Here is a 22,903-nt window from a genome sequence, read left to right on the forward strand (position 1 = left end):
CTTCATTCACATGGTGCAAGGACGCGCGAGGACATGCAAATCCGACAACCGATCCCAAGATAGCCAGTTGGAACACCGAGAGGCTAATCGAATGCTTGGCCGGTTCCCAAAGCTCTGTTGGATTACCTTCAGGATCATTGAGCCACGCGAATTTGCCATTCGGATATGGCGATACCGGATCTCGGCGGACGTCAACACCCTTAGATTCGAGTTGTGCGAAATTTTCTCAATGTCGCAAACACGAAAATTCAGCATAGATGCCTTTTCTTGGTCCCCGAAATACTCTGTCACTTTTTCAAACAGGGCGAATACGGTCTCGCCTGCTTCCTGCGTCCAGCACGGTGTTTCATAGTCGTTTGGTACAAGGTTAATGCCCAATTTGTCACGGTACCATGCCGCCAAATTAGCAGGCTCGTCTGCCCAGAAGAAAAACCCGCCAAAGCCCAGTACTTTTTCCATCTTCGATTTCAAACCCGGAGACGCTATCGGAAAAGACTACTCTAATATGTGGGATTTGATAAGCGCGGCTCCTAAGAGACATTCGTCGTCCACGCGCGATGCTGCGGGCGCCAGTAGAACTGTCACAACAAGCACAGAGCCTATGATCAAAGGATGTGACCACTCAGTTATGGATGGTCTATTACCACACCGGTCGTTATGCAGAGGAAGGGAGGTAAATTTGGAGCGACAGCTTGCAGCAATTCTGGTCGCCGATATGGTCGGCTTTACTCGTCGCATGGAGCGAGACGAAGCTGGAACGCTTGATGCGTTGACCGCTCACTTAGAAGGTACAGTTGCACCTCTGATCAATCGTCACCACGGACGGATTGTCAAACTTATGGGTGATGGCCTTTTGGCGAGCTTCACTAGTGCTGCAGACGCGGTTTCTTGCGCCGTTGAATGGCAACAATCACCCTTGGAAGAGCCAGACCCGTTGCTTTTCCGCATTGGCATCAATCTTGGTGACATCCTCATGCAAGAGGATGATGTCTTCGGCTCAGGTGTTAACCTTGCCTCGCGTTTAGAGCAACTTGCCCCACCAGGAGGTGTGCTCGTCTCGGACGCTGTCTATCGCGTGGTTGGCAACCGCATTTCGGTCGTGTGGGAGGATGCGGGCACACATACCATCAAGAACATCACTGAGCCTGTTAGGGCCTGGCGCATTGGAGGTGCGGAGCAAGCACAGCCTGACGCGAAGCCAGCAGCTACACCCCGCAAAGCTACCATCGCAGTCTTACCACTGCACAGTTTGAGTGACGACCCGGAGCAGGCATTCTTCAGCGATGGCATCGCAGAAGACATTATCACCGGGTTGTCTCGATTTCGTACTCTTCAGGTTGTCTCCAGAAACGCATCTTTCCGTTTTAGAACACAGGAAGCCGATCCGGCAGAGATCGCAGCAGAATTGGGAGCCGATTATCTCGTAACAGGCAGCGTTCGAAAGGCCGGTAGTCGGGTAAGAATTTCCGTACAGCTCGCGGAAGCAAGTACGGGCTCGCAACTATGGTCAGAACGATATGATCGCGAGTTGGAAGACATCCTGTCCGTTCAGGACGAGGTGGCCCGCAACATCGTTGCGGTCCTTCCGGGACGTGTTCAACACAACGTTGCCGACCGATCATCGCAAAAACCAGCAGATGAGATGAAGGCCTACGAGCTGATGCTTCGAAGCAAAGCTCTTCGAGATGGCCTAAATGCCAGGGATACGGCTAAAGCAAGAGCTTTGTTGGAACGGGCCATTGCGCTCGATCCGTCCATCGCTCGGTCTTACATGTACCTCTCAGACACCTATGTTATCGATCTTTGGCTGGGATTGGCGGGCTCTGACGCTTCCGGTCACATCCTGCATATCGCGCGCAAGGGTGCTGCACTGGACAACCGGGACGTCTACATTCAAGACCAACTGGGTTTTGCTTATCTCTGCGCAGGCCTTTGGGACGAAGCAAATGCACAGTTCGAAAAGACGTTATCGCAGATCGAAAACGAAGCGGAGTCCATGGCGTGGTGCGGTTATGCTTTTCTGTTGCTGGGGAGGCACGAAAAAGCGAGAGAGGTCGTATCGCGAGCGATGCGGTTAGATCCGTTGCATCCCCCTTCGATCGATTGGATCATGGGGCAGATAGAATTCTTCTGCGGAAACTACGAGGAAGCAATCGGCTTTTTGATGGGAGAGGCTCGGCTCAACTCGTTAGCTGCGGCATTCGTGGCAGCATCTTATGCGCATCTTGGTCGGCAATCTGAGGCGGCGGCTGCGTTGCAGGAATTTATTGCGGAACGCCATGACGAATTTGGGAGTCGTGGCATCGAAGTGCCCAAAGACAATCTCTCCTCTCTTGCGCGTGGTTATGAATGTATGTGGCGGTGTCGAGACGATTTCGAAGTTCTGGCGACCGGTCTGCACAAAGCTGGTTTGCCTGTCTGACTTACTTAATCAAAGGTCCGCGTAAGGCGTTATGCCAATCGATCTCGGCTTCGGCGATTCCGGAATCTTGCCGTTCAACCCTGCTCATTCTGGTTGGGTCAATTCGCTTTGCTAGCAATAATCGGAGCGACTCTTTGACTTTTTCGCACAAGGGGCCCACACTTTTGACTCCTGAGGCCGGGACTTCACGATGTGATACAAAATCACGAGAATAGGTGTACTTCATGGATCTCTCCTTTAGTAGTCATGCACCTACTTTCTTAAAAATCTTGACATCCCACAAACGCCGTTTCTTGACATCCATTGTTCCAAAAAGTCACAATCTATCATGCCAAGAAACTTACCTCCCCTAAATCCGCTGCGTGCCTTTGAGGCAGCTGGGAGGTTGGGTAGCTTTACCCGTGCAGCGGAGGAATTGAACGTATCGCACTCCGCAATTTCCCGTCACATACGCGGGTTGGAAAAGCGGTTGAACGTGCATCTTTTCCGGACGCAAAAATCTGGTGTTGCCCTCACCGAACAGGGACAAATCTACTTGGGACAGATCACACCTGCTCTTGACCAAATTGCCATCGCAACTGACGCTCTGACGTCTGCGCCCAAAGGTGTTGTTACCATGACAACAGAGAGCGCCGTCGCGCAAAAATGGTTGGTGCCACGGCTACCACGACTGAAAGCCGCGCATCAAGAGATAGACTTACGTCTTTCGATCACAACAGAGGTCATGGATATTGAGGCGCACGATTTCGATCTGGGCCTAAGATATCTTCGCACCCACCCAGACGAAGGGTACGTCCTGTTGTTTCCATCTCTGGTCAGAGCTTTTGCCGCGCCAAACTTTGCGCCAATTGTTGGTTCTGAGACCGACCTTAAAGTTCTGGCCACGGGCCCATTGATTGAAGAGGCAACATTCCGTCTTTGGCCAGAATGGTTCTCGAAATCTGGTTTAAAAGAGGTTCCTACTCTTGATCTGCCTCATCCATTAGGAGCACTCCTGTCAATCCAATCGGCCGTGGCGGGCCTGGGTGCGGTTCTGATGGACAAGCACCTTTGTCAAATAGAAGTTGAGACGGGTGCGTTGGTGAGCCTTAACGACGTAGAAATTCCCTTTGGAGGATATTACCTCGCCACCAACCAGCGCGCGGGACGGCGGCGAGCCGTCCGTGTTGTTCGAGAGTGGTTGCAACAGGAGGCGCAATCCCCGGAAGGTGTGGCTACTGCTTAATTTTGCTATGCGCAGAATCAAACCGAGCGCACCGGTCGGTCCGCCTTGAATCCCTAATCGACCTCAGAGAAAACGAAGTGTCTTTTGATTTGATTGCTCGTTAGCGGCGGGCTCCACAGCGAAACCTGCCAAACCCTATATCAGAAGTAGTCTGATCCGCGCCTGCGGAAATCATTCCAAAAAATGGAAGCTCATGAGATGAGAAACTCTCCCCTGATCACCGAAGGCCAGAGTGCGTAGCTTCTGCAATGACGCAAGAGTATCGAGACCCCAACGGTTCGGCGTGGCGTAATCTACTGATATACCGCGTTCACTCGATATCTCTTCCGAGTCTCGGTATGAAACACCGCACCGGACATAAAAGAACACGGAGACAGGATCACGTCCTTCGGGTATTGCGCGCCTTTATACGAGATCATGAGCTGACATTCGGCCTGACACTTAATTATATCATGAGCTCACGACATCCATGCCCGACATAGTAGTTCGTGGAATTGGTTGTTTAACCTTTTGGTCGGGGGAGCTTTCCTTGGTAAGCAACGAATGTAAGGTCAGAACCAAAACATACCGCTAAAATAAATCGAAACGCACCGGGTTTCTGGCCCAGTACACTCTTGCCGCTAGCAAGAGCCGTTCTTTCGGATCCTCCAGTGCGGCGTAGGGAATGGGCACTCTGTTCAAAGCAGTTGCGTTTTCCAGCGATTTTAGAGTCTGCGCGCCGACCTGGCCGTCTACTTTGATACTTTCACCTAATTCGTTCAGTGCCATCTGGAGAGCACGGTCCAAGGCCTCGCGTGGTACATTGTCCAACAGCGATTGTGCCTGGGCGGCTGCTTCAGTATCTGCCAACAACGCTGCTTTTGCAGCTCTGAGGGCGGCGTCTGCCGGGCCTTTTCCTGAAACCTGACCGTCAAGAATGATATAAGCGCCGTTTGCCCCACCCCAAGCATCGCCCCTTGCAAGTGATACATCATACCACTCTAACGCTTCAGATCGAGATCGGCCTTCAAGCTGGCCACGCAAGATCATCCGCGCGATGCTGGCCGGGGCAGTTGGGTGACCGCCTTCGGAGGCTGCCATGAAATATTGCAATGCCTTGTCATAGTCGACAGGGTTTCCGCCGAGGCCAAGCAGTGCGACATAGGCGAGGTTGTCGTAGCCATAGATGTCTTTTCGCAATTCAGACGCCCGGAGATATCGCATGCCTCTCTCCGGTATGTAATGCGCCGAGTCTTCCCGCAGGAAATACAGTCCAAGCTCGTTCATCGAAAAGGTGTGTCCAAGTTCAACTGCACGCTCAAGAAGCTCAAACCCACGGCTCTTTTCCTGTTGGGTATCACCTTCTCGTAGCAGCTTTTTCCCAAGGCGATGCATCGCGTACGGGTCTTGTTCGGCGGTGCCCTGTTCCAGCAGGCTGAGTGCTTGTTGAGGGTCATACGGAATCTTGGTTACACCACGGTCGATCCGTTCCGAGTCGAGTAGCATGGCCAAGGCAAATTTCGCCCGTATGTGGCCAGCTTGTGCCGCCGCAGATATATTGGCATGTGCATCTACCAGTTGCCCGGCGGCCTGTTGCACCCGCCCAAGCTGATATCGAAAACGGGCATTGCCGGGATATTCGGCGACAGCTGTGCCACACGCCTTCAGACCGGCCGGGATGTCCAGTTCGTTTGGAAGGCGAAATACGCCGACACCATTGAGATCAAGTGCATCACCCGCCTCGATGTCGCATGCGTTAATGTCCAGCTGCAGTGAGACGTCGACGCGTTTACGTTTCTGATCGGAGGTGACAACTTCTACGCTAAAACTGTCCCGAACGCCATTATTGCTTATCTCGACCGCACGGACATCTGAAATTTCAGGAGCATATGAAATCGAGGCGGTTTGCTGAGTATCTTCCAGCGCGATTACACCTTGTTCAGGGCGTTCGACAATCTGAACATCAGTGATTTCGGTCCCGAGCGCCTGCGACAACGTTTGGATCAGTGGAATGCTTTTGTCGAACTGCTGAACGAGGTCCAGCGACTGGCTGGTTTCGCTCGGAACGGCCTGGGGTTGCTGTTCAACCTGGTGTTGGGCCAGGTAAAAAGGTTTCACCAGCGTAGAGCTTTCCCACGGTATTTGGCGCCCACCCGTCGCCTGGTGGACACGTTCCCTGATGACCGGGAACAATTGTTGGATGTTTTCATATGGAGTGGCCCGTGCAGCTTCTAATACGGCTGAAGTGTAGGGGCTGTTCTGGCCGATGTCGCCATCGCTGGCGACGGCACCGGGTGAGGTCGAATATGCGACCAGTGAATTCAAAGGCGTGCTAAAAACATCAAAGCCTGGTCGCGTTTCGAACAGGTTTGCATCAAGATCCGCTGCCAACCTGATATCGCTGAACGGATTGTCCCGGCATGAATCAAGGATCGCCACATGGGCTGAACTTCTGGCAGATAATGTGTCGATAATCCGGTCCAGTGTCATCGTGGCCAAAGGAACGTCGTAAATGCTTTCGAATTTTGCATCGACCGGTAACAGGTAGTTGCGTCGCCCAATCTGAATGCCATGGCCGGCATAATAAAATAGGACGTTGGCTGAATCAGGAATGTTCAGAACCGCAGTTCGAAGAAGCTCCTCGAATTCTCGCTTTTCAAGATTGTATCCGTCGTAAACCTTAAAGTTGAATTCCCGTAACAGAGCAGCAATGTCTTCTGCATCTTTTTGCGCATTCGCAAGGTCGACGACTTCGGAGTAATCCTGATTACCAATCACAATTGCAATCCGAGGCGCTTCAGTAATCTGCGCTGTGCTCTCAGAACTTGATTGCGCCCAAACAGAGTCGCTTGCCGCAGACAAAGCGACCGTGCCTCCGAAGAGCGCGCCTAGCAGACTACGCTTCAACATGTTTTGTATCCCTGCGCTAGTTCCAGCTACCGCCGCCGCCGCCGCCGGTTCCACCTCCGCCGCCACTGCCGCCACCACTGCCGCCATCATTTCCACCACCGCTATCGCCACCTCCGTCGCCTTGGCGCTCTTCTCCGGAGATCAACGTGCTTTCGGTTGGTGCGGGAGCAGCTTGGACCACTGGGGCCGACACTTGGGTCGGTGTTGGCGAAGCCGCTGAAACAGGTTGTGTTGCGGGGCTTGATGGAACGGTTTGTGTCTCTGCCGTCCACGGCAGTTCGCACCCTGCCAAAATGAACGTACCCGACAAAAGTATTGGCAGTGAAACTCGGGCCATAATAGCCTCCCAACTCTCTGAACTAGTCAATTTCATCTTTAAGCTTACGCACGGTAAACTCTCTCTGTCCATTGTTGTTTGCCACACAACCTAGGCCCAGACTGTAATCTGCATCACATCAGAAGTTATGTTGCAATCTTGCCGTGCAAACAGATCCGTGCTTTGCGGTGAAAACGAGTATCCGCGCACCTGCCAAGGCATAGGTTTGTGGCTGATACGAAACGTATCCATCGATGTGTGCCTCAATTAACCCCTATGGAAAATGACGATGTCTATCGCTCGGTGGTAGTGATGAAGAAGTAAACCCATTCTCCTTTGAAATTCGGGTTGCTTTTGCGTGCTTCGGCAATTCGTGTTTTCAGGAAATTCAGATATCCCTCGGCAGGTTCAACCAACGGTCGATCGTTGTGATACAGCGGTTCCGATGCTGCGAAGGCGACGGCTATTTCCTGCCCATAAGGTGGCCCTATCGTAACAAAGAGGCCCGCGTCACCTGGTTCCGCTGCGCCGATCTGCAAAGCAGCCTTTGCAGGCGTCGGCGCCATTGGAGTTGACACGTTTGGCCTGAGGTGGATCACCTGACCTTCGGCATCAAAATAATCGACATAGACGAAAGCGTCGTAATCCGCCCCGGTCAGGTCCAATATCAGCTGCTGTCCTTTGACATAGTAAAACTCGCGTGCATGAACGTCCTTTCCGATGAGAAGCGGATTGGTGATTTGATCTGTCGATTGCGGCAATCCGACATCCGCGATGCCACTGAGCGCGCCACATTGTGGGCGAGGTAGGACGTGAAGCTTGTCGTCAACCCGTATGTTGTTTCCCATTTGTGCCTGAAGGGCTGTCAGTACAGGATTGCGCAATCCGTCTTCGGGGATATGACCGATGACCTGCAATGTGTTGGTGTCGGGTTGAAATTGAACTTGCAGCCGCGCGCACGGAATTTGCGCCAGTAGCCCATCGATTCCATCCCGCAGATTCTGAGCGCTTTTCCCGGCGTCTTCGGGTCGCATGAAACTCTGGATCGCCGCCAGAGAGACGGGGTCGATCGGTTCATTGCCCGTGGTTGAAAACACCTCGGACGCGTTGGTGGGAGGGATATCAGGGACTGTCTGCTTTAGGGCGACGGGTTGGGGTCTCACAGGCTGGGCTAGTTCCTGTTTTGGAGGTTGTGGGGGCAAAGCCTGCAATTGCGGTGAGCTTGAAAGGATCGGATTCGCCTGCAAAGTAGCTGGGACCAACCGAGATGGCGAAACTGCTGCGACTTGTAAGGGCTGAGGCGCGCCGGTGACTTGCTGTATCGCCTCGGACAAATTTTCAAGCGGTGCCAGAGCATCCGATTTCGCCTGGGTTGCCGCAAGCGTCTGCTGTGGAATTTGCTTCGCAGCTGCGGTCGATTGACGTATTGCGCTTTGATCCAGCTGCGCCCCAATCGCATCCTTTGTCGGCGCAGCCTCGACTTCCGGTCGTGCTTCGATAGCCTCGCTTTGTTTGACCTGATGGGCGGACAATTGCATCCGGGTCTCGGGCACGGGCTGCTCCGTCACCGGGTCTGGCTCGACACTCCAAATCAGCGCCAGAGCGCCGCCGACATGAAGGGCAAGCGAGCAGACTAACCCAACCCCCCATATGAACGGCCCCTTGATCACCGTGCAGGCCCCGGAGGTGTCACCACCAGAACTACGTCGCGTGCACCCATCGCCTCGAACTGGGCAATCCGGGGCAGGATGTCGCGTAATACAGCGTCGCGATGCGCGTTGATCCGGATCAGAATGTCTGGATCGGCCTCCAGTTGGGACTGAATGCGCTGATCAATGTCTTGCAGAAATACCTCTTCGCCGTCTAGCGCCATCGTCCCATCGGCCGCTACGGATAACGTGATGCCTCCCGCTGGCATGTCCGCCCCGGTCAGGGCCGTTGGTGGGGTTACATCAAACGGCGCAGTGGCGTCCATGCGGCCAATCAACATAAAAAATACCAGCAGGAAAAACACCACATCGATCAGGGCGATGATCGTCTCGGGGTGATGGCGACGAGCAGGGCGAAAGATCCTCACTGGCGGGCCTCCAGTCGGACCACGCGCATGTTCACGGCCCCAGCGCTTGTGACAATATCCATGACAGTTACAAGCGACTGTAGTCGAGCACCTCCGGTCGGTAGGATGATGACATGAAGCGCAGGGTTCCGATTAAGGCGGACTGTCAGCAAGCTGATTAGTTCGTCCCGGGTGAAATCCTTGCCTTGATGAAAGGGGGATCCGTCTGTTCCGATGCGAATAAGCAGTGTTTCGGATACAGTTTCGGCTTCGGCTGCCTGCGAGGGGACCGGGCGGTCGGACTGTGCCAGCGCCGGAATCATGTCTAGGTTCAGATAAGTCGACGTGACCATGAAGAACACCAGCAGGATCAACATTATGTCGATCATCGGAACCAGAGAGATCAATGGCCGGGTCGGCTTGCGTCTGTTCAGGCTGATATCGCTGTACATCGAAGCTTCCTTAATGCGCGCCGCGCTCCTCAAGCACCATCAGATTGCCAACTGCGTTCTCAATGGACTGCGCCCCTGCTTCGGCACGTCCAGACAGCAAAGAGGCTCCGATTGCAGCTGGAATAGCGACCAACAACCCGGCAGCGGTCGTCAACAGCGCCTGCCAGATACCACCCGCCAGAACCGAGGCGTTAGCCGCACCCTGCGCCAGCTCCAATTCCTGAAACGACTGAATCATTCCGGTCACTGTGCCTAAAAGCCCCAGCAAAGGTGAGATCATGGCGATTAATTCTAAAACGCGAATCCAGCTGTTCATTACGGCGAATTCTTGATTGCCGCGACGCGTCAGCTCGGCCATCAGGGCAGGCCCTTTGAAGCCATCGATTAGCGCTTGCATGGCATAGGCACAAACACGGTCCGCCGGTGATTTACCTGCGGCGACGGCCTGTTGCGCGGATTTTTTGTCTCCGCCCGACCATTGGACAAAAGCCGCGTCCCGAGCGGGCCCTCCAGCGCGTACCGGCGCGAGCCTGATAACCTTGACCACGATCACTGTCAGCGACAGCAAGGACAGTAGGCCAAGAAGGACGATGATTGGGCCTCCGGTGCCCAAATTTTCCAACCCCGGCATGGCTTATTGCGCCAGATTCGCTGTTGTCTTGCTGTCCAACGCTAATAGCGGGAAGCAATCCACAGGGTTTTCGTTCTGAGGTTTGCACGCGGGCAGGTCGTGTAAAAGCACCTCGGAAATATCTGAGCAATCAATCTCGGGAATCTCAAAGAGTTTTAGAACGGTCCGTTGTACCGGTAGGGGGGCTGCGTCGATGGACAGCAAGCGATCGATCACTCCGTCGCCGTCGAGGATCGCCAGTGACATTTCAAATTCTTCAAAGCTGTTACCGGTCTGGTTGCGAAACAAAAAGAAAGCGCGGCAGCCCCCAGCCTCGCCAGTTTCAAACTTGTTCAACTCAATGGACAGTTTACCTTCGTCAGCCTGCGCCATCATGGCTGCAAGTGTCAGTGCAATGACTGCAAATATCCCTGTTTTCATTTTATTCCCGTTCTCGATTGCCGATTTCTCCTAGTCGTCCGCAGGCGTCGTCTGTGAAGACGGTGTGCCAGGGTCCGTTCGATCGGGTTCGGACCTTCCATGATAATTGCAGCATCGGACCGCATGCGAGAAGAGGAAATTTTAGTCCTCGGCATCTAACTTCTTTGGCGAAACGAAAAAAGCGTGCCTTATCGGCGTAGCGGCCAAACCATGTCGTAAAAAAAACGTATTTATTAGGTTTGACTTTGGGCCTGGTATGGGGCTGATTCATAACAATGACTGCGCATAAAACGCGAAATGTTTGCAAGCTTTGTCATCGTGTGAAGTAGTTCATATCGGTTGTCGGGAATATCACGTTAAGCGGTGCCAACAAACGGACAAGCGGCAGACAACCGCCACGTTATTGGGGAGAGTATGGAACTATCATCTTATCTGGAGCCTAGAAGCGAAGATCAGCCAAGCGGTGAAAACCTGGAATATGATCCGGCATTTACTGATCTTGAGATCGCGGCTCAGCCAGGGGAAGAACGTCAGATGGGCGACGAGGTCGTCGCCGCTGAAGAACAAGATTGGGCTGATGTCGAGGCCAAAGCGCTAGCGGTTATGGAACAGAGCCATGATTTGCGCGCCGCGATCTACCTGGCCGAAGCGGTTTTGCATACAAAGGGTCTTACTGAATTTTCAGCTTCGATAAATTACGTCAGATCTCTGCTGGATGAATTCTGGGATACTTGTCACCCTGAGTTGGACGAAGATGATGGCGACGCGACGATGCGGATCAACGCGGTGCGTGGTCTGGCCTCGACTGAACGTATGGTACGAGCGCTACGTCGCACTGGCTTGACGGAAAGCCGAACTTTCGGACGCATCACCCTACGTCATCTGGATGTTGTCGATGGCCGCATAAACATGCCTGCCGATCTGGACGACATCCCGGACGAAAACAGCGTTGCCGCCGCTTTCAAGGATACTGATGAAGAAACACTTTCCGCCAACGCGGAAGCGGTTGCATCAGCGCTTGAGAATGTAAACTCTATCGATGCTGTCTTTGCTGACAAGACCCCGGGAGAAGGCCCGAGTCTGGACCCTTTGATTGACGCATTGAAGAGCATCAAGCAGGCGTTGTCCCGTTACGCTGATGTCGGTGACACCGCAGATGACGACGTGGACGAAATGGATGCACCAGCGGCTAAATCAGGATCAGGTCCGGCTGCTGCGCCTACAGGCGGTGGTGCGGTCAACTCGCCCGAAGACGTTACACGAATGTTGGAACGCATTATGGATTATTATGCGCGCTGCGAACCTTCCAGCCCGCTACCGATTTTGTTGGAACGGGCAAAGCGGCTTGTGAATGCAGATTTTATGACGATTATCGAAGATATGGCCAAAGAGGGTCTGGACGAAGTGCGCCAGATCGGCGGATTGAAAGATGATGATGACGATGGATTTTGATACGTTTCCGGCGATAGCGCTAGAACGTGGATCGAAACAAAAAGCTGACGGATGAGTCGAGGAGCAACAGATGGCTGACAGTTCACAAAAATTCATAGCCCGGAACAGGGCTCCGAGAGTTCAGATCGAATATGATGTCGAGCTTTATGGAGCCGAGAAGAAAGTACAGTTGCCGTTTGTCATGGGCGTCATGAGCGATCTGGCTGGCAAATCCGAGGTCGAGCAGCCCGCCGTTGCGGACCGGAAATTCCTGGAAATTGATGTAGACAATTTCGACGACCGGATGAAATCGATGGCGCCGCGCGCTGCGTTCACGGTGCCCAACACCCTGACAGGCGAAGGCAATCTGGCAGTAGATATCACCTTTGAAAGCATGGATGATTTCAGCCCGGCCGCGATCGCGGCCAAGGTCGAACCGCTGAAAGAGCTGCTGGATGCGCGCACACAATTGTCCAACCTCATGACCTATATGGATGGCAAAACCGGGGCCGAGGATCTGATTTCAAAAATTATGCAGGATCCCAGCCTGCTAAAGACACTGGCAGCCCAGCCCAAGCCGGGCAACGACGCTGCTGAGGAGGAGTAAAAGATGGCCGATGAAGAAGCCAAGGTAGAAGCCGCCGAAGGCGCAACCGCATTTGGATCATCCGAGTTCGAAGCTCTGCTGACCAAGGAATTTCGCCCGAAATCGGACCAAGCCAAGACTGCCGTTGAAAGCGCAGTGAAAACACTGGCCGAACAGGCCCTGGCCAACACTGGTCTAATTTCGGACGATGCGCTGCGCTCGATCGAAGGCATCATTGCTGAGATCGACAAGAAGCTGACCGAACAGGTTAACCTGATTTTGCACCATGCCGATTTCCAGCAGATGGAAAGCGCGTGGCGTGGTCTGCACTATCTGGTGAACAACACCGAAACCGACGAGATGCTGAAAATCCGCGTGATGAACATCTCGAAAAAGGACATGCACAAAACTTTGCGCAAGTTCAAAGGTACCGCGTGGGATCAGTCGCCGATCTTCAAGAAGCTCTACGAAGAAGAGTTTGGCCAGTTTGGTGGTGAGCCTTATGGCTCATTGGTTGCAGACTATCATTTCGATCACAGCCCGCAGGATATCGAACTGTTGGGTGAAATGTCGAAGATTGCCGCTGCTGCCCATGCGCCGCTTATCACCGGTGCCAAGCCCAGCCTATTCCAGATGGACAGCTGGTCAGAATTGGCTAACCCGCGCGACCTGACCAAGATCTTCCAGACCCCGGAATATGCTGCTTGGCGGTCTCTGCGTGAAAGTGAAGATTCCAAATATGTGGGCCTGGCCATGCCGCGCTTCTTGGGGCGTCTGCCTTATGGTTCCAAAACCGAACCGGTCGAGGAGTTCGCCTTTGAGGAAGACACCACCGGTGCGAATAGCGACAGCTATAGCTGGGTGAATGCGGCCTATGGCATGGCGGTAAACATCAATCGGTCTTTCAAGGAATATGGTTGGTGCTCGCGGATCCGCGGTGTGGAAAGCGGCGGTACCGTTGAGGGCCTGCCAGCGCACACCTTCCCGACCGACGACGGTGGCGTTGACATGAAATGCCCAACCGAGATTGCGATTTCGGACCGGCGCGAAGCGGAACTGGCCAAGAATGGCATGATGCCGTTGATCCACCGCAAAAACAGCGACGCTGCCACCTTCATCGGTGCGCAATCGCTGCATAAACCCGCCGAGTATGACGATGCTGACGCGACTGCGAACGCCAATCTGGCTGCTCGTCTGCCATATCTGTTTGCGACCTGCCGGTTTGCTCACTACCTAAAATGCATGGTGCGGGACAAAGTTGGTTCGTTCAAAAGCCGTCAGGATATGGAATCCTGGTTGCAGGACTGGATCAACCAGTATGTTGACTTCAACGCTGATATTTCTGCTGAGGCTGAGAAGGCGCGCAAACCGCTGGCTTCCGCCGAGGTTGTTGTTGAGGACGTAGAAGGGAACCCCGGATACTACACGTCCAAGTTTTTCTTACGCCCACACTACCAGCTTGAGGGGCTATCGGTGTCTCTGCGCCTAGTTTCGAAACTTCCGTCGGAAAAAGCCGGTTAAACCGAAAAAAAAGTGGCGGCGGGTGAAGTGCTTCACTGCCGCCATTTCAAACCTCGAATATCTCAGTGTCATCATTAGCCCTTGAAGGAAGGTAAAATGGAAAACGTATTCATCAAGATGGACTTCCCCGGTGAGGCCAGGGAAAAACAACATACCGATTGGATCGCTTGTAAAGAGATCAGCTGGGAGGTCGCGCGTACCCTGGATATGGGCGACATGGGCACCACCCAGCGTGGTTATGCGAATGCAAATTTCGGCAAAGTCACGCTGAGCACCGAGCTCAGCAAAGCGTCGGCAAAACTCATGACCTACGTTGCCTCGGGCAAGTCCAACGGTGAGATGACCATTCATCTGTGCCGTTCCGGTGATGATGAAAAGAAAGGGATGGAGCCATATCTGATCTTCACACTGCGTGATGCCATCGTTGACAGCTATTCTGTGTCTGGCGGCGAAGAATCGATCCCATCAGAACAGTGGACCGTTGCGTATCGCGGCATCTCGATCAAGTACAAGATAGCCGATTTCAAAACCGGCAAGCTCAGCGACTGCAACGAGTTCAAGTGGAATCTGGAAACCGGCGACGTCAGCTGATTTTTGGAGAAAAAAATTGGCCTTGGCGGTATATTTTCCGCCAAGGCTGTTTCCTTTTTTAACATCCTGACGACGCGAGGGCTTCATGACGCCAGAAGAACATCTAAGAACAGGCGATCTGACTGCCACGCTAACTGCGCTGCAAGATAAAATCCGCGCAAATCCAGCCGATGCAAAGCTACGAATTTTCCTGTTTCAATTACTTTGCGTCATGGGAGATTGGAAACGCGCGATCACTCAGCTGAAGCTGAGCGCGGAAATGGATGAGGCGGCCACAATGATGGCCAAGACCTATCGCGAGGCCATCATTTGCGAAGTGTATCGCGAAAAGGTCTTTGCGGCCGAGAAAACTCCGATGATCTTTGGCGAGCCCGAGGAATGGCTGGCGCATCTGATCGAAGCCCAGAAGCTGACCGCGGGTGGGAACCTTGAACAGGCTGCCGAGATGCGGGCGAAAGCCTTCGACGCGGCCCCCGCAACGTCAGGTACTGTGAATGGCGAAACGTTCGAATGGATCGCGGATGCCGACATGCGTCTGGGTCCGGTGCTGGAGATTATTGTGAACGGGCGCTATTTCTGGCTTCCGTTTGCTCAGATTGCTCGACTTGAAATCGAACCACCCAGCGACCTGCGTGACGCCGTCTGGACGGCCTGCACTTTGACTGTTGCCAGTGGTGGAGAAATTGCGGCGTTGATCCCTACCCGATACCCGGGAACGACAGAACACGGAGACGATGCTGCTCGGCTGGCGCGCGCGACAAGTTGGGTCGATGCGGGATCTGATACCTATACCGGCCTGGGTCAGCGCATACTGACCACGGACAAATCCGATATTGCTTTGTTGGATGTGCGCGAATTGGTACTGAACGTGGCCGCCGGGGCCGGGGAAACGCCGGGAGATGGCTGAGAAGACCCTTGCCGAACGCTTGCAGCCTTCGCTTCTGGATCGGCTGACGGACGACGCGCCGGATCAGAAAAAGGAAGGGCGCGACTCTCGTGTGATCGATGTGGGCCGCCTGAGAGAAATCATTCAGCGTGATCTGTCCTTGTTGCTCAATACTACAGATCAATCCGATCTGATTGACGAAGATACTTATCCCTACGCGTCGAAATCTGTTCTGAATTACGGCATCCGCGAAAGCTCGGGGTCGTTTTCAACACTGCGACAAGCCCAGCGAATCCAACGCTCTATCGCGGATTCGATCGAGGTATTCGAACCTCGTATTATGAAGGGCTCGGTCTCGGTTGATTTGCGGTCCGAAAAAGGATCGGGCGAAATGCATGTAGAATACGATATTCGCGCTGTAATGTGGGCTCAGCCGATGCCTCTGGAACTCTACCTGCGCAGTCGCGTTGATATTACGACCGGCGAAGTCGCGATCGAGCGGAGTTAGCGCGATGGATACCCGCCTGCTCAAACACTACGAAACTGAACTGGCCTTTCTTCGCGAAATGGGGGCAGAGTTCGCTGCCGCTTATCCCAAGATCGCGTCCCGTCTGGGGATGGAAGGGATCGAAGTTGTCGATCCCTATGTAGAACGCCTGCTAGAGGGGAGCGCTTTTCTGGCGGCGCGCGTGCAGTTGGAACTGGAAATGCAGTTCCCGACATTCACGTCGAACCTTCTGGAAATAGTCTATCCGCATTATCTGGCCCCGACTCCATCCATGATGATTGCGCAGTTTGAACCGGACGTTGGCAATGCGGCCCTCAAAGAGGGCTATACGATTCCACGTGGTGCGACGTTGCGTTCATACTTGGCGGAAGGGGAGCAGACCGCGTGTGAATTCAGGACCTCGGCCGACATGACGCTGTGGCCGATTGAGATTACCGAAGCCGAATACATTGACGGGCGCGGTGAACTGGTCGCAGCAGGTGTGGCCAAGGAAACTGACGCCCGGGCTGGCATCCGGTTGCGTTTGAGACGCACCGACGGCGAACCTATGACAGAACTGGGTTTGGACGATCTTGTGCTGCATCTGGACACCCAGAGCGGCAAGGCATGGGCGCTTCATGAATTGCTGGCGACTCAATGCGTGGGCCTGACCGGGCGGTCGACAGATCGGCGAGCAGACTGGACCGTTCGCCTGAACCAGGCAAATGTTATCCCCAAAGGGTTTGAGCCTGAAGAAGCTTTGCTGCCGACGCCGCGCCAGTCTTTTGACGGCTATCGTCTGTTGCAGGAATATTTCGCAATGCCCGAACGTTTCCTGTTTGTCGAATTGACCGGCTTGCAACAGGCTTTGAAACAGTCGGCGGGCAGTGATGTTGATATCTATATCCTGCTGCAGGACGGGATGCGCGATGTCGCTCCGGCGGTTACGCCTGCGGCATTTGCGCTGAACACGGTTCCGGCTGTCAATCTGTTTCACCGCCGATGTGACCGGGTTCATATCACGCAAATGGACACCGAGCACCATGTTGTGCCGAACCGGACAGCTGGTTTGGATTATGAGATATTTTCAATTGATCGCGTGACTGGGATTCAGTCCGATGAAGAAGGGGACATTCCTTTCCGCCCATTCTACAGCGACACTGATCTGACAGCTGCGGGCGATAACCACTCGGCCTATTACACGGTCAAGCGTCGGATGCGGCAACGGAACGAAAAAGAACGGTTGCGCGGAGTTCGCACATCTTATCTGGGCTCTGAAGTGTATCTGACGCTGGTGGATCGGGCTCAGGCACCTTACCCCGGATCGCTTGACCAGTTGGCGGTTGAGGCGCTGTGCTCGAACCGGGATCTTCCTATGCTACTTGCGGCGGGAGGGACAGATGTGTTCCATCTGCCAGAAGGTGGGCCAGTTAAATCGGTACGCACACCCGTAACCCCAACTCGACCTCATGCGACGTTGGCTCAGGGGGATGCAGCCTGGAAATTAATCAGCCATTTGAGCCTGAACTATCTTTCGATCTCTGGTGATGGCGCGGAAGGCGGTGCAGGCGCGCTGCGCGAGTTGTTGGGGATCTATGCTCCTCTGGGAAACAGGGTGACTGAAAAACAGTTGGAGGGCGTGGCGTCTGTTACCAGCCGCCCAATCGTGCGTCGGATGAGCGACGAAGTGCTCAGCACAGCCGTGCGCGGTCTGGAGATTACGTTGGGGTTTGATGAAAGCTTTTACGAAGGCACCAGCGTATATGTTCTGGGTGCCGTGCTTGAACGGTTCTTCCGTAAATATACGACGATCAACAGTTTCACGGAAACCGTTCTGAAAACCGAAAGACGAGGAGAGATTGCCAGATGGCGACCAGCAGCCGGCCTGGGCAGGATCATTTGAGCCTGCTTGCCGAGCTGGCGGCAGACCCTGAAAGGCATCATGTCTTTCAGGCGCTTCGGGTGATCGAGGCGCATTATTCCGATGCACCGAGGTTGGGCGAATCCCGCCGTCCGCGCGAAGACAAAGTGCGGTTGGGACAGGATGTGTCGCTGGCCTTTCCTCCCAATACTCTAACCCGTTTTGAACCGGCGTCAGAAAACGCACCCGGCAAGCTGAACAACCTATTCTTTGGTTTCTTCGGCCCGCAAGGCCCTTTGCCGTTGCACTTGACGGAATTCGCCCGCGACCGGCAACGTAATCACCGCGATCCTACTTTTGTCGCTTTTGCCGACATGCTGACGCACCGAATGATGAGCTTGCTGTACCGCGCATGGTCAGCAGCCGAACCGGCCCCCAGCTTTGATCGTGGGGATGATCCGTTCGAACAGCGGGTGGCTGCTTTGGCCGGTTTTAAAGGGCAGTCGTTCGTAGATCGCGATGCGATGTCGGACATTCTACGCCGATTTTTCGCCGGGCATCTGGGGTCGGGCACCAAGACAGCTGAAGGTCTAATCGCGATACTGTCCGACTATTTCGGCGTCGAGGCACACATCCAACAATTTGTAGGATCCTGGTTGGAACTTGAGCCCGATGATACCTGGCAACTGGGTGGACCCGCTCGTCTGGGACAGTCAACCAGCATCGGGAGCCGGGTTTGGTCTCGGTCGGCCAAATTTCGAATCCGGATAGGGCCGGTTTCACTAGAAGACTACAAACGCCTGCTTCCCGGCGGCCTGTCGCAGCAGCGGTTAGAGGCGATCCTACGCACCTATGTCGGCGACACTCTGGATTGGGAGATCAATCTGGTTCTGGCCGGTGACGAAGTGCCCCGCGCATCGCTGGGCGGCACGACGCAGCTGGGTCACACAAGCTGGATCAAAAGCCGCGATGAAGCGGACACAACCCAGCCGGATGCAGATGATCTGATCCTGTACCCCGGCTACACGACACAAGAATTCGAGGCCAAAGAACCGGCCCCCAACGAGAGGTATTGAATATGACGGAAATCAGCCGTGTTTCGCTTTTCGGCAAGCTAAACAAGCTGGGCTATCAAGCGATCGAAGGGGCCACTGTATTTTGCAAGATGCGGGGCAATCCTTATGTCGAGATCCAGCATTGGTTGCATCAAATCCTCAATGGCCAAGACAGCGACATTCACCGGATCATCCAGCACTATGATCTGGATCCGGGCAAGATCGCGTCGGAACTGACCCGCAGTCTGGATATGCTGCCGCGCGGGGCGTCCTCGATCTCGGACCTCTCCGACCACTTAATGGATGCGATGGAACGCGGCTGGGTCTGGGGGTCGCTTTTGTACTCCGATAGCAAAGTACGCACGGGTTATCTGATTTTGGGCATGCTCAAGACGCCCGCACTGCGCAACATTCTGGGCAGTATGTCGCCCGAGCTCGCGAAGATAGGCGCAGATGATCTGGCCGACAGCTTTGCCGAGGCGACAGATGGTTCTCCTGAGGATACGTTGGGCGCACAGGATGGTTCCAATGTTGGGGGCGGTGCCGAACCTGGTGAGGCCAGCAGTGCGATGGCACCCGGCGCGATGGGTAAAGGTGAGGCGTTGGAGCAGTTCTGCACTGACCTGACCGAACAGGCGCGCAACGGCGAGATCGATCCGATTGTGGGTCGCGATGAGGAAATCCGTCAGATCGTCGACGTGTTAATGCGCCGCCGTCAGAACAACCCGATTTTAACTGGTGAGGCTGGCGTCGGTAAAACGGCTGTGGTTGAAGGGTTTGCGCTGCGGATTGCCCGTGGTGACGTGCCACCTGCATTGAAGGATGTGCGCTTACTGGTGTTGGATGTGGGCCTCTTGCAGGCCGGGGCCTCGATGAAGGGAGAGTTCGAAAACCGCCTGCGTCAGGTGATTGACGAGGTGCAGGCCAGCCCGACGCCGATCGTAATGTTTGTTGATGAAACGCATACATTGGTTGGTGCTGGTGGAGCCGCAGGGACAGGGGATGCGGCCAACCTTCTGAAACCAGCGCTCGCGCGTGGTACATTGCGTACAATCGGCGCGACTACATGGGCTGAATACAAGAAATACATCGAGAAAGACCCAGCCCTGACCCGGCGTTTTCAGGTCGTGCATGTTGAAGAGCCAGATATTCCAAAAGCTGTCCTGATGATGCGCGGTATCGCCTCGATGCTGGAGAAACACCATCGTGTGCAAGTTCTGGACGAAGGGATCGAGGCGGCGGTGACGCTTTCGGCTCGCTACATCCCCGCGCGTCAGTTGCCCGACAAATCAGTCAGCCTTTTGGACACCGCCTGTGCCCGCGTAGCGGTATCCCAGCACGCGGTTCCGGCGGAAGTCGACGATAGCCAACGGCGGATCGAGGCATTGACGACTGAGTTGGAGATCATCGAGCGGGATGAGACAGCAGGATATGACGTAGCCGATCGGCGCGAAGCGGTGAATGCCGCGAAAGTGGCCGAGGAAGGGCGTCTGGCAGAATTGACTGGACGTTGGGACGCCGAGAAAAAGGTGGTTGAAGAAATTCTCGACCTGCGTGCCAAGCTGCGCGAGGGTGGTCAGGAGGTTGAAGGAACTGGAACAGCCGAGGGTGAAGCCGCGACCGATGAAGCCCCGGATACGCAACCCATCGACCGGGAGGCACTGCTGGCCGAATTGAAGGCCAAGAATGCAGAATTGGAAGTGTTACAAGGTGATAGCCCGCTGATTCTGCCCATCGTGGATCATCAGGCGGTGGCCAGCGTCGTCGGTGACTGGACAGGTATCCCTGTCGGCCGCATGGTCAAAGACGAAATCGAGACCATCCTGAATCTCGAAGAACGGCTGGCCAAGCGTGTGATCGGTCAGGACCACGCGATGAAGATGATCGCCAAGCGGGTTCAAACCAGCCGTGCCGGACTGGACAATCCGAACAAACCGATCGGGGTGTTCATGCTCGCTGGCACCAGTGGTGTTGGCAAAACGGAAACTGCACTGGCACTGGCCGAGGTTTTGTACGGTGGCGAACAGAACGTCATTACGATCAACATGTCCGAATATCAGGAAGCTCATACCGTCAGCAGTTTGAAAGGAGCACCTCCGGGTTATGTCGGCTACGGCGAAGGCGGTGTGCTGACCGAAGCGGTAAGACGCAAACCGTATTCGGTAGTTCTGTTGGATGAGGTCGAAAAGGCGCATCCTGATGTACACGAAATTTTCTTTCAGGTCTTCGACAAGGGCGTGATGGAAGATGGCGAGGGTCGCGTAATTGATTTCAAGAATACTTTGATTCTGCTGACTTCGAATGTCGGGACCGAGATGATCATGGATATGTGTGCGGACCCCGACTTGATGCCCGACCCCGAGGGGATGGCCAAAGCGCTCCGTGATCCGCTGCTCAAGGTTTTCCCGCCCGCGCTTTTGGGACGTTTGGTCACGATCCCCTACTACCCGCTGAGCCCCGAAATGTTGGGCGAGATCACCAAACTGCAACTGGGCCGGATCAAAAAACGTGTTCAGGACGCTCATGGCGTGCCCTTTGAATACTCTGACTCAGTGGTCGAAGAGATCGTCAACCGTTGCCAGGAATTGGACAGCGGAGGTCGCATGATCGACGCGATTGTGACCAATACGATGCTGCCTGATATCTCGGCTGAGTTTCTTCGTCGTATGATGGAAGGGCGCGAAGTTTCAAAAGTGGTGATCGAGGTCACAGACGGCGAATTCACTTATGGGTTTGACTGACAAAGGCCGCCATTCGGACGGATCATAACTCAATAGAAAATCGCCAGTGGAGGAGTCCCAAGATGGCAAAGACAACAGTTACCAAGCATAAGTTTTACGTCGTCGATCTGATCCGGTCGAAGCCAAAGCTTGAGTACATCGAAATCCCGAAATACCGTGTTGATGTTGAATTCGAGATCACGAAATCGGGTAAGCTGAAAAAGCCCGCACCGGTACCCTCAACCGCGCTGAAACGTCTGGAAGATGCCGGCATGAAGGTGCTGGAGGATTACGAAAAGACGATCACTCAAGAGGCTGTCCGGCTCGACAAAAAAGTCGGGGAGTTGATGAAGACGCCTGGGAAAAAGTCTCAGGACGAGGCGGAAAAGCTGATCCAGGGCGTCAATCAGTCGATCAAGAATGCCATGGCCTCCGCCGAAGGTGCGGCCAAGGTGGCGATCGAAAAGAAGCTGAAAGACGAAGCGAACAAAGACAAGCTGCTGAAAGAGGCGCGCATAAAAACCACGGTGAAAGTAACCATGGGCGTCATCAAGATCAGTGGCGCAGTCGCGAGGTTGGTGGCATCTTCGGGCGCAGATGCGATGGCCTACAAGACCATTGCCAAGCAAGTGTATTCTCTGGGCAAGGAGCTTCAGCAACAGCTCAAGGGTGAGGAAAAGCTGCGCAAGGACCTGTATAAGGCAATCCAGAATTACATGAAGTTGCGTGAATCTGTCATCATGCAGGCGGCCGAGCGACAGGGTATCACGGACACATCCGGTATTTCGCCGAAAAAGCCGTTGGAGGCGATTAAGAAATTCACCGCCAAAGCTATTGCGATGGGTGAGGAAGTTACAAAGGGCAAAGACCCCAAGACCATCGCCAAGAACATGCTGGATTTTGCAGCGAAAGCGGTGAAAGGCAAGGCGGAGGACGCAAAGAAAGCACGCGAGAAATACCGCGAGCATACGACGAAGACTCGTCATAAAGTGGATGATCTGGGCGCTTCGGCAGACAAATTGATGAAGGCGGCCAGAGGCTCCAAGACCCTCAAAGAGGGGATCAAGTTGGGCGCTGAATGTATGAACGTCAAACGCTCGGCCAGTGAACTTTCAAAGAAGCTGGAAGATCGCGAGAATTTCCTAAATGATATGAACGCGTTGATGGAAGGCAATGGTCTGAAAGTGGACGACACCGCGATCATCGACAAGATCAAGGCGTTGGATAAGAAAACCATCGCAACGGAAGCCAAGAACATGTTCACCAACATCAAGACCGTGAAAGGTATGATCGACAACATCAGCGACGCTGTAGGTTGATCGAACCCTGACACGTTGGGCGCGCCACTTGTGCG

The 22,903-nt window shown here is 54.3% G+C and carries 21 protein-coding genes and 1 pseudogene; 12 read left to right on the forward strand and 10 right to left on the reverse strand.

What is annotated here, in order from left to right:
- Window positions 1-6 precede the first annotated feature (6 nt).
- On the reverse strand, window positions 7-459 hold the full coding sequence (locus G7G_RS23460; RefSeq protein WP_010443381.1) for a hypothetical protein: 453 nt from the start codon (window positions 457-459) through the stop codon (window positions 7-9).
- A gap of 220 nt (window positions 460-679) precedes the next feature.
- Here G7G_RS23460 and G7G_RS0120685 point away from each other — a divergent pair, with 220 nt between their 5' ends.
- On the forward strand, window positions 680-2,422 hold the full coding sequence (locus G7G_RS0120685; protein WP_010443382.1) for an adenylate/guanylate cyclase domain-containing protein: 1,743 nt from the start codon (window positions 680-682) through the stop codon (window positions 2,420-2,422).
- Between the two features lies 1 nt (window position 2,423).
- Here G7G_RS0120685 and G7G_RS24780 read toward each other — a convergent pair whose 3' ends face one another.
- Window positions 2,424-2,648, reverse strand: coding sequence for a hypothetical protein (locus G7G_RS24780; RefSeq protein ID WP_010443383.1), 225 nt, complete (start codon window positions 2,646-2,648; stop codon window positions 2,424-2,426).
- 102 nt (window positions 2,649-2,750) lie between these two features.
- On the opposite strand from G7G_RS24780, the gene G7G_RS23790 reads away from it, so the two are divergent.
- Window positions 2,751-3,647 carry a LysR substrate-binding domain-containing protein gene (locus G7G_RS23790; RefSeq protein ID WP_083829040.1) on the forward strand — a complete coding sequence of 299 codons (897 nt, stop codon included), beginning with the start codon at window positions 2,751-2,753 and terminating at the stop codon, window positions 3,645-3,647.
- 270 nt (window positions 3,648-3,917) lie between these two features.
- Here the strand turns inward: G7G_RS23790 and G7G_RS24785 are convergent.
- The 8 genes and pseudogenes from G7G_RS24785 to G7G_RS0120730 all read right to left on the reverse strand — a co-directional run.
- Window positions 3,918-4,066 (reverse strand): annotated as a pseudogene (locus G7G_RS24785) (IS6 family transposase); the annotation flags it as partial.
- Between the two features lie 151 nt (window positions 4,067-4,217).
- A complete protein-coding gene (locus G7G_RS0120700) occupies window positions 4,218-6,536 on the reverse strand; it encodes a caspase family protein (protein ID WP_010443385.1) in 2,319 nt (772 codons plus the stop codon).
- 16 nt (window positions 6,537-6,552) lie between these two features.
- Window positions 6,553-6,873, reverse strand: coding sequence for a hypothetical protein (locus G7G_RS24490; protein ID WP_010443386.1), 321 nt, complete (start codon window positions 6,871-6,873; stop codon window positions 6,553-6,555).
- A 272-nt stretch (window positions 6,874-7,145) separates the two neighbouring features.
- Window positions 7,146-8,522 (reverse strand): DUF4384 domain-containing protein, encoded by a 1,377-nt coding sequence (locus tag G7G_RS0120710; RefSeq protein ID WP_010443388.1) that lies wholly within the window; start codon window positions 8,520-8,522, stop codon window positions 7,146-7,148.
- Complete coding sequence (locus G7G_RS0120715) at window positions 8,519-8,929, reverse strand: ExbD/TolR family protein (RefSeq protein WP_010443389.1); 411 nt, start codon at window positions 8,927-8,929, stop codon at window positions 8,519-8,521. Before G7G_RS0120715 ends, G7G_RS0120710 begins: the two co-directional genes overlap by 4 nt.
- Window positions 8,926-9,360 carry an ExbD/TolR family protein gene (locus G7G_RS0120720; protein ID WP_010443390.1) on the reverse strand — a complete coding sequence of 145 codons (435 nt, stop codon included), beginning with the start codon at window positions 9,358-9,360 and terminating at the stop codon, window positions 8,926-8,928. The genes G7G_RS0120715 and G7G_RS0120720 overlap by 4 nt, the downstream gene beginning before the upstream one ends.
- 10 nt (window positions 9,361-9,370) lie before the next feature.
- Window positions 9,371-9,991 carry a MotA/TolQ/ExbB proton channel family protein gene (locus tag G7G_RS0120725; protein ID WP_010443391.1) on the reverse strand — a complete coding sequence of 207 codons (621 nt, stop codon included), beginning with the start codon at window positions 9,989-9,991 and terminating at the stop codon, window positions 9,371-9,373.
- Between the two features lie 3 nt (window positions 9,992-9,994).
- Window positions 9,995-10,411, reverse strand: a complete 417-nt coding sequence (locus G7G_RS0120730; protein WP_010443392.1) for a hypothetical protein — start codon at window positions 10,409-10,411, stop codon at window positions 9,995-9,997.
- A gap of 414 nt (window positions 10,412-10,825) precedes the next feature.
- On the opposite strand from G7G_RS0120730, the gene tssA reads away from it, so the two are divergent.
- From tssA to G7G_RS0120780, 10 genes are all read left to right on the forward strand, one after another.
- Window positions 10,826-11,863, forward strand: coding sequence for a type VI secretion system protein TssA (gene tssA / locus G7G_RS0120735; protein WP_010443393.1), 1,038 nt, complete (start codon window positions 10,826-10,828; stop codon window positions 11,861-11,863).
- A gap of 70 nt (window positions 11,864-11,933) precedes the next feature.
- The gene (gene tssB, locus G7G_RS0120740; RefSeq protein WP_010443394.1) at window positions 11,934-12,449 is read left to right on the forward strand and encodes a type VI secretion system contractile sheath small subunit; all 516 of its coding nucleotides are present in this window, start codon (window positions 11,934-11,936) and stop codon (window positions 12,447-12,449) included.
- Window positions 12,450-12,452: 3 nt separating this feature from the next.
- On the forward strand, window positions 12,453-13,949 hold the full coding sequence (gene tssC, locus G7G_RS0120745; protein ID WP_010443395.1) for a type VI secretion system contractile sheath large subunit: 1,497 nt from the start codon (window positions 12,453-12,455) through the stop codon (window positions 13,947-13,949).
- Between the two features lie 96 nt (window positions 13,950-14,045).
- A complete protein-coding gene (locus G7G_RS0120750; RefSeq protein ID WP_010443396.1) occupies window positions 14,046-14,540 on the forward strand; it encodes an Hcp family type VI secretion system effector in 495 nt (164 codons plus the stop codon).
- Window positions 14,541-14,625: 85 nt separating this feature from the next.
- On the forward strand, window positions 14,626-15,447 hold the full coding sequence (locus tag G7G_RS0120755) for a type VI secretion system accessory protein TagJ (RefSeq protein WP_010443397.1): 822 nt from the start codon (window positions 14,626-14,628) through the stop codon (window positions 15,445-15,447).
- Window positions 15,440-15,934 (forward strand): type VI secretion system baseplate subunit TssE, encoded by a 495-nt coding sequence (gene tssE, locus G7G_RS0120760; protein ID WP_010443398.1) that lies wholly within the window; start codon window positions 15,440-15,442, stop codon window positions 15,932-15,934. The genes G7G_RS0120755 and tssE overlap by 8 nt, the downstream gene beginning before the upstream one ends.
- Before the next feature lie 4 nt (window positions 15,935-15,938).
- A complete protein-coding gene (gene tssF / locus G7G_RS0120765; protein WP_010443399.1) occupies window positions 15,939-17,816 on the forward strand; it encodes a type VI secretion system baseplate subunit TssF in 1,878 nt (625 codons plus the stop codon).
- Window positions 17,780-18,850, forward strand: coding sequence for a type VI secretion system baseplate subunit TssG (gene tssG, locus G7G_RS0120770; RefSeq protein ID WP_010443400.1), 1,071 nt, complete (start codon window positions 17,780-17,782; stop codon window positions 18,848-18,850). The genes tssF and tssG overlap by 37 nt, the downstream gene beginning before the upstream one ends.
- A gap of 2 nt (window positions 18,851-18,852) precedes the next feature.
- Window positions 18,853-21,570 (forward strand): type VI secretion system ATPase TssH, encoded by a 2,718-nt coding sequence (gene tssH / locus G7G_RS0120775; protein ID WP_010443401.1) that lies wholly within the window; start codon window positions 18,853-18,855, stop codon window positions 21,568-21,570.
- A 62-nt stretch (window positions 21,571-21,632) separates the two neighbouring features.
- Window positions 21,633-22,868 carry a hypothetical protein gene (locus G7G_RS0120780; RefSeq protein WP_010443402.1) on the forward strand — a complete coding sequence of 412 codons (1,236 nt, stop codon included), beginning with the start codon at window positions 21,633-21,635 and terminating at the stop codon, window positions 22,866-22,868.
- Window positions 22,869-22,903 lie beyond the last annotated feature (35 nt).

The organism is Ruegeria conchae (assembly GCF_000192475.1).
GTDB classification, from domain to species: Bacteria; Pseudomonadota; Alphaproteobacteria; order Rhodobacterales; family Rhodobacteraceae; genus Ruegeria; species Ruegeria conchae.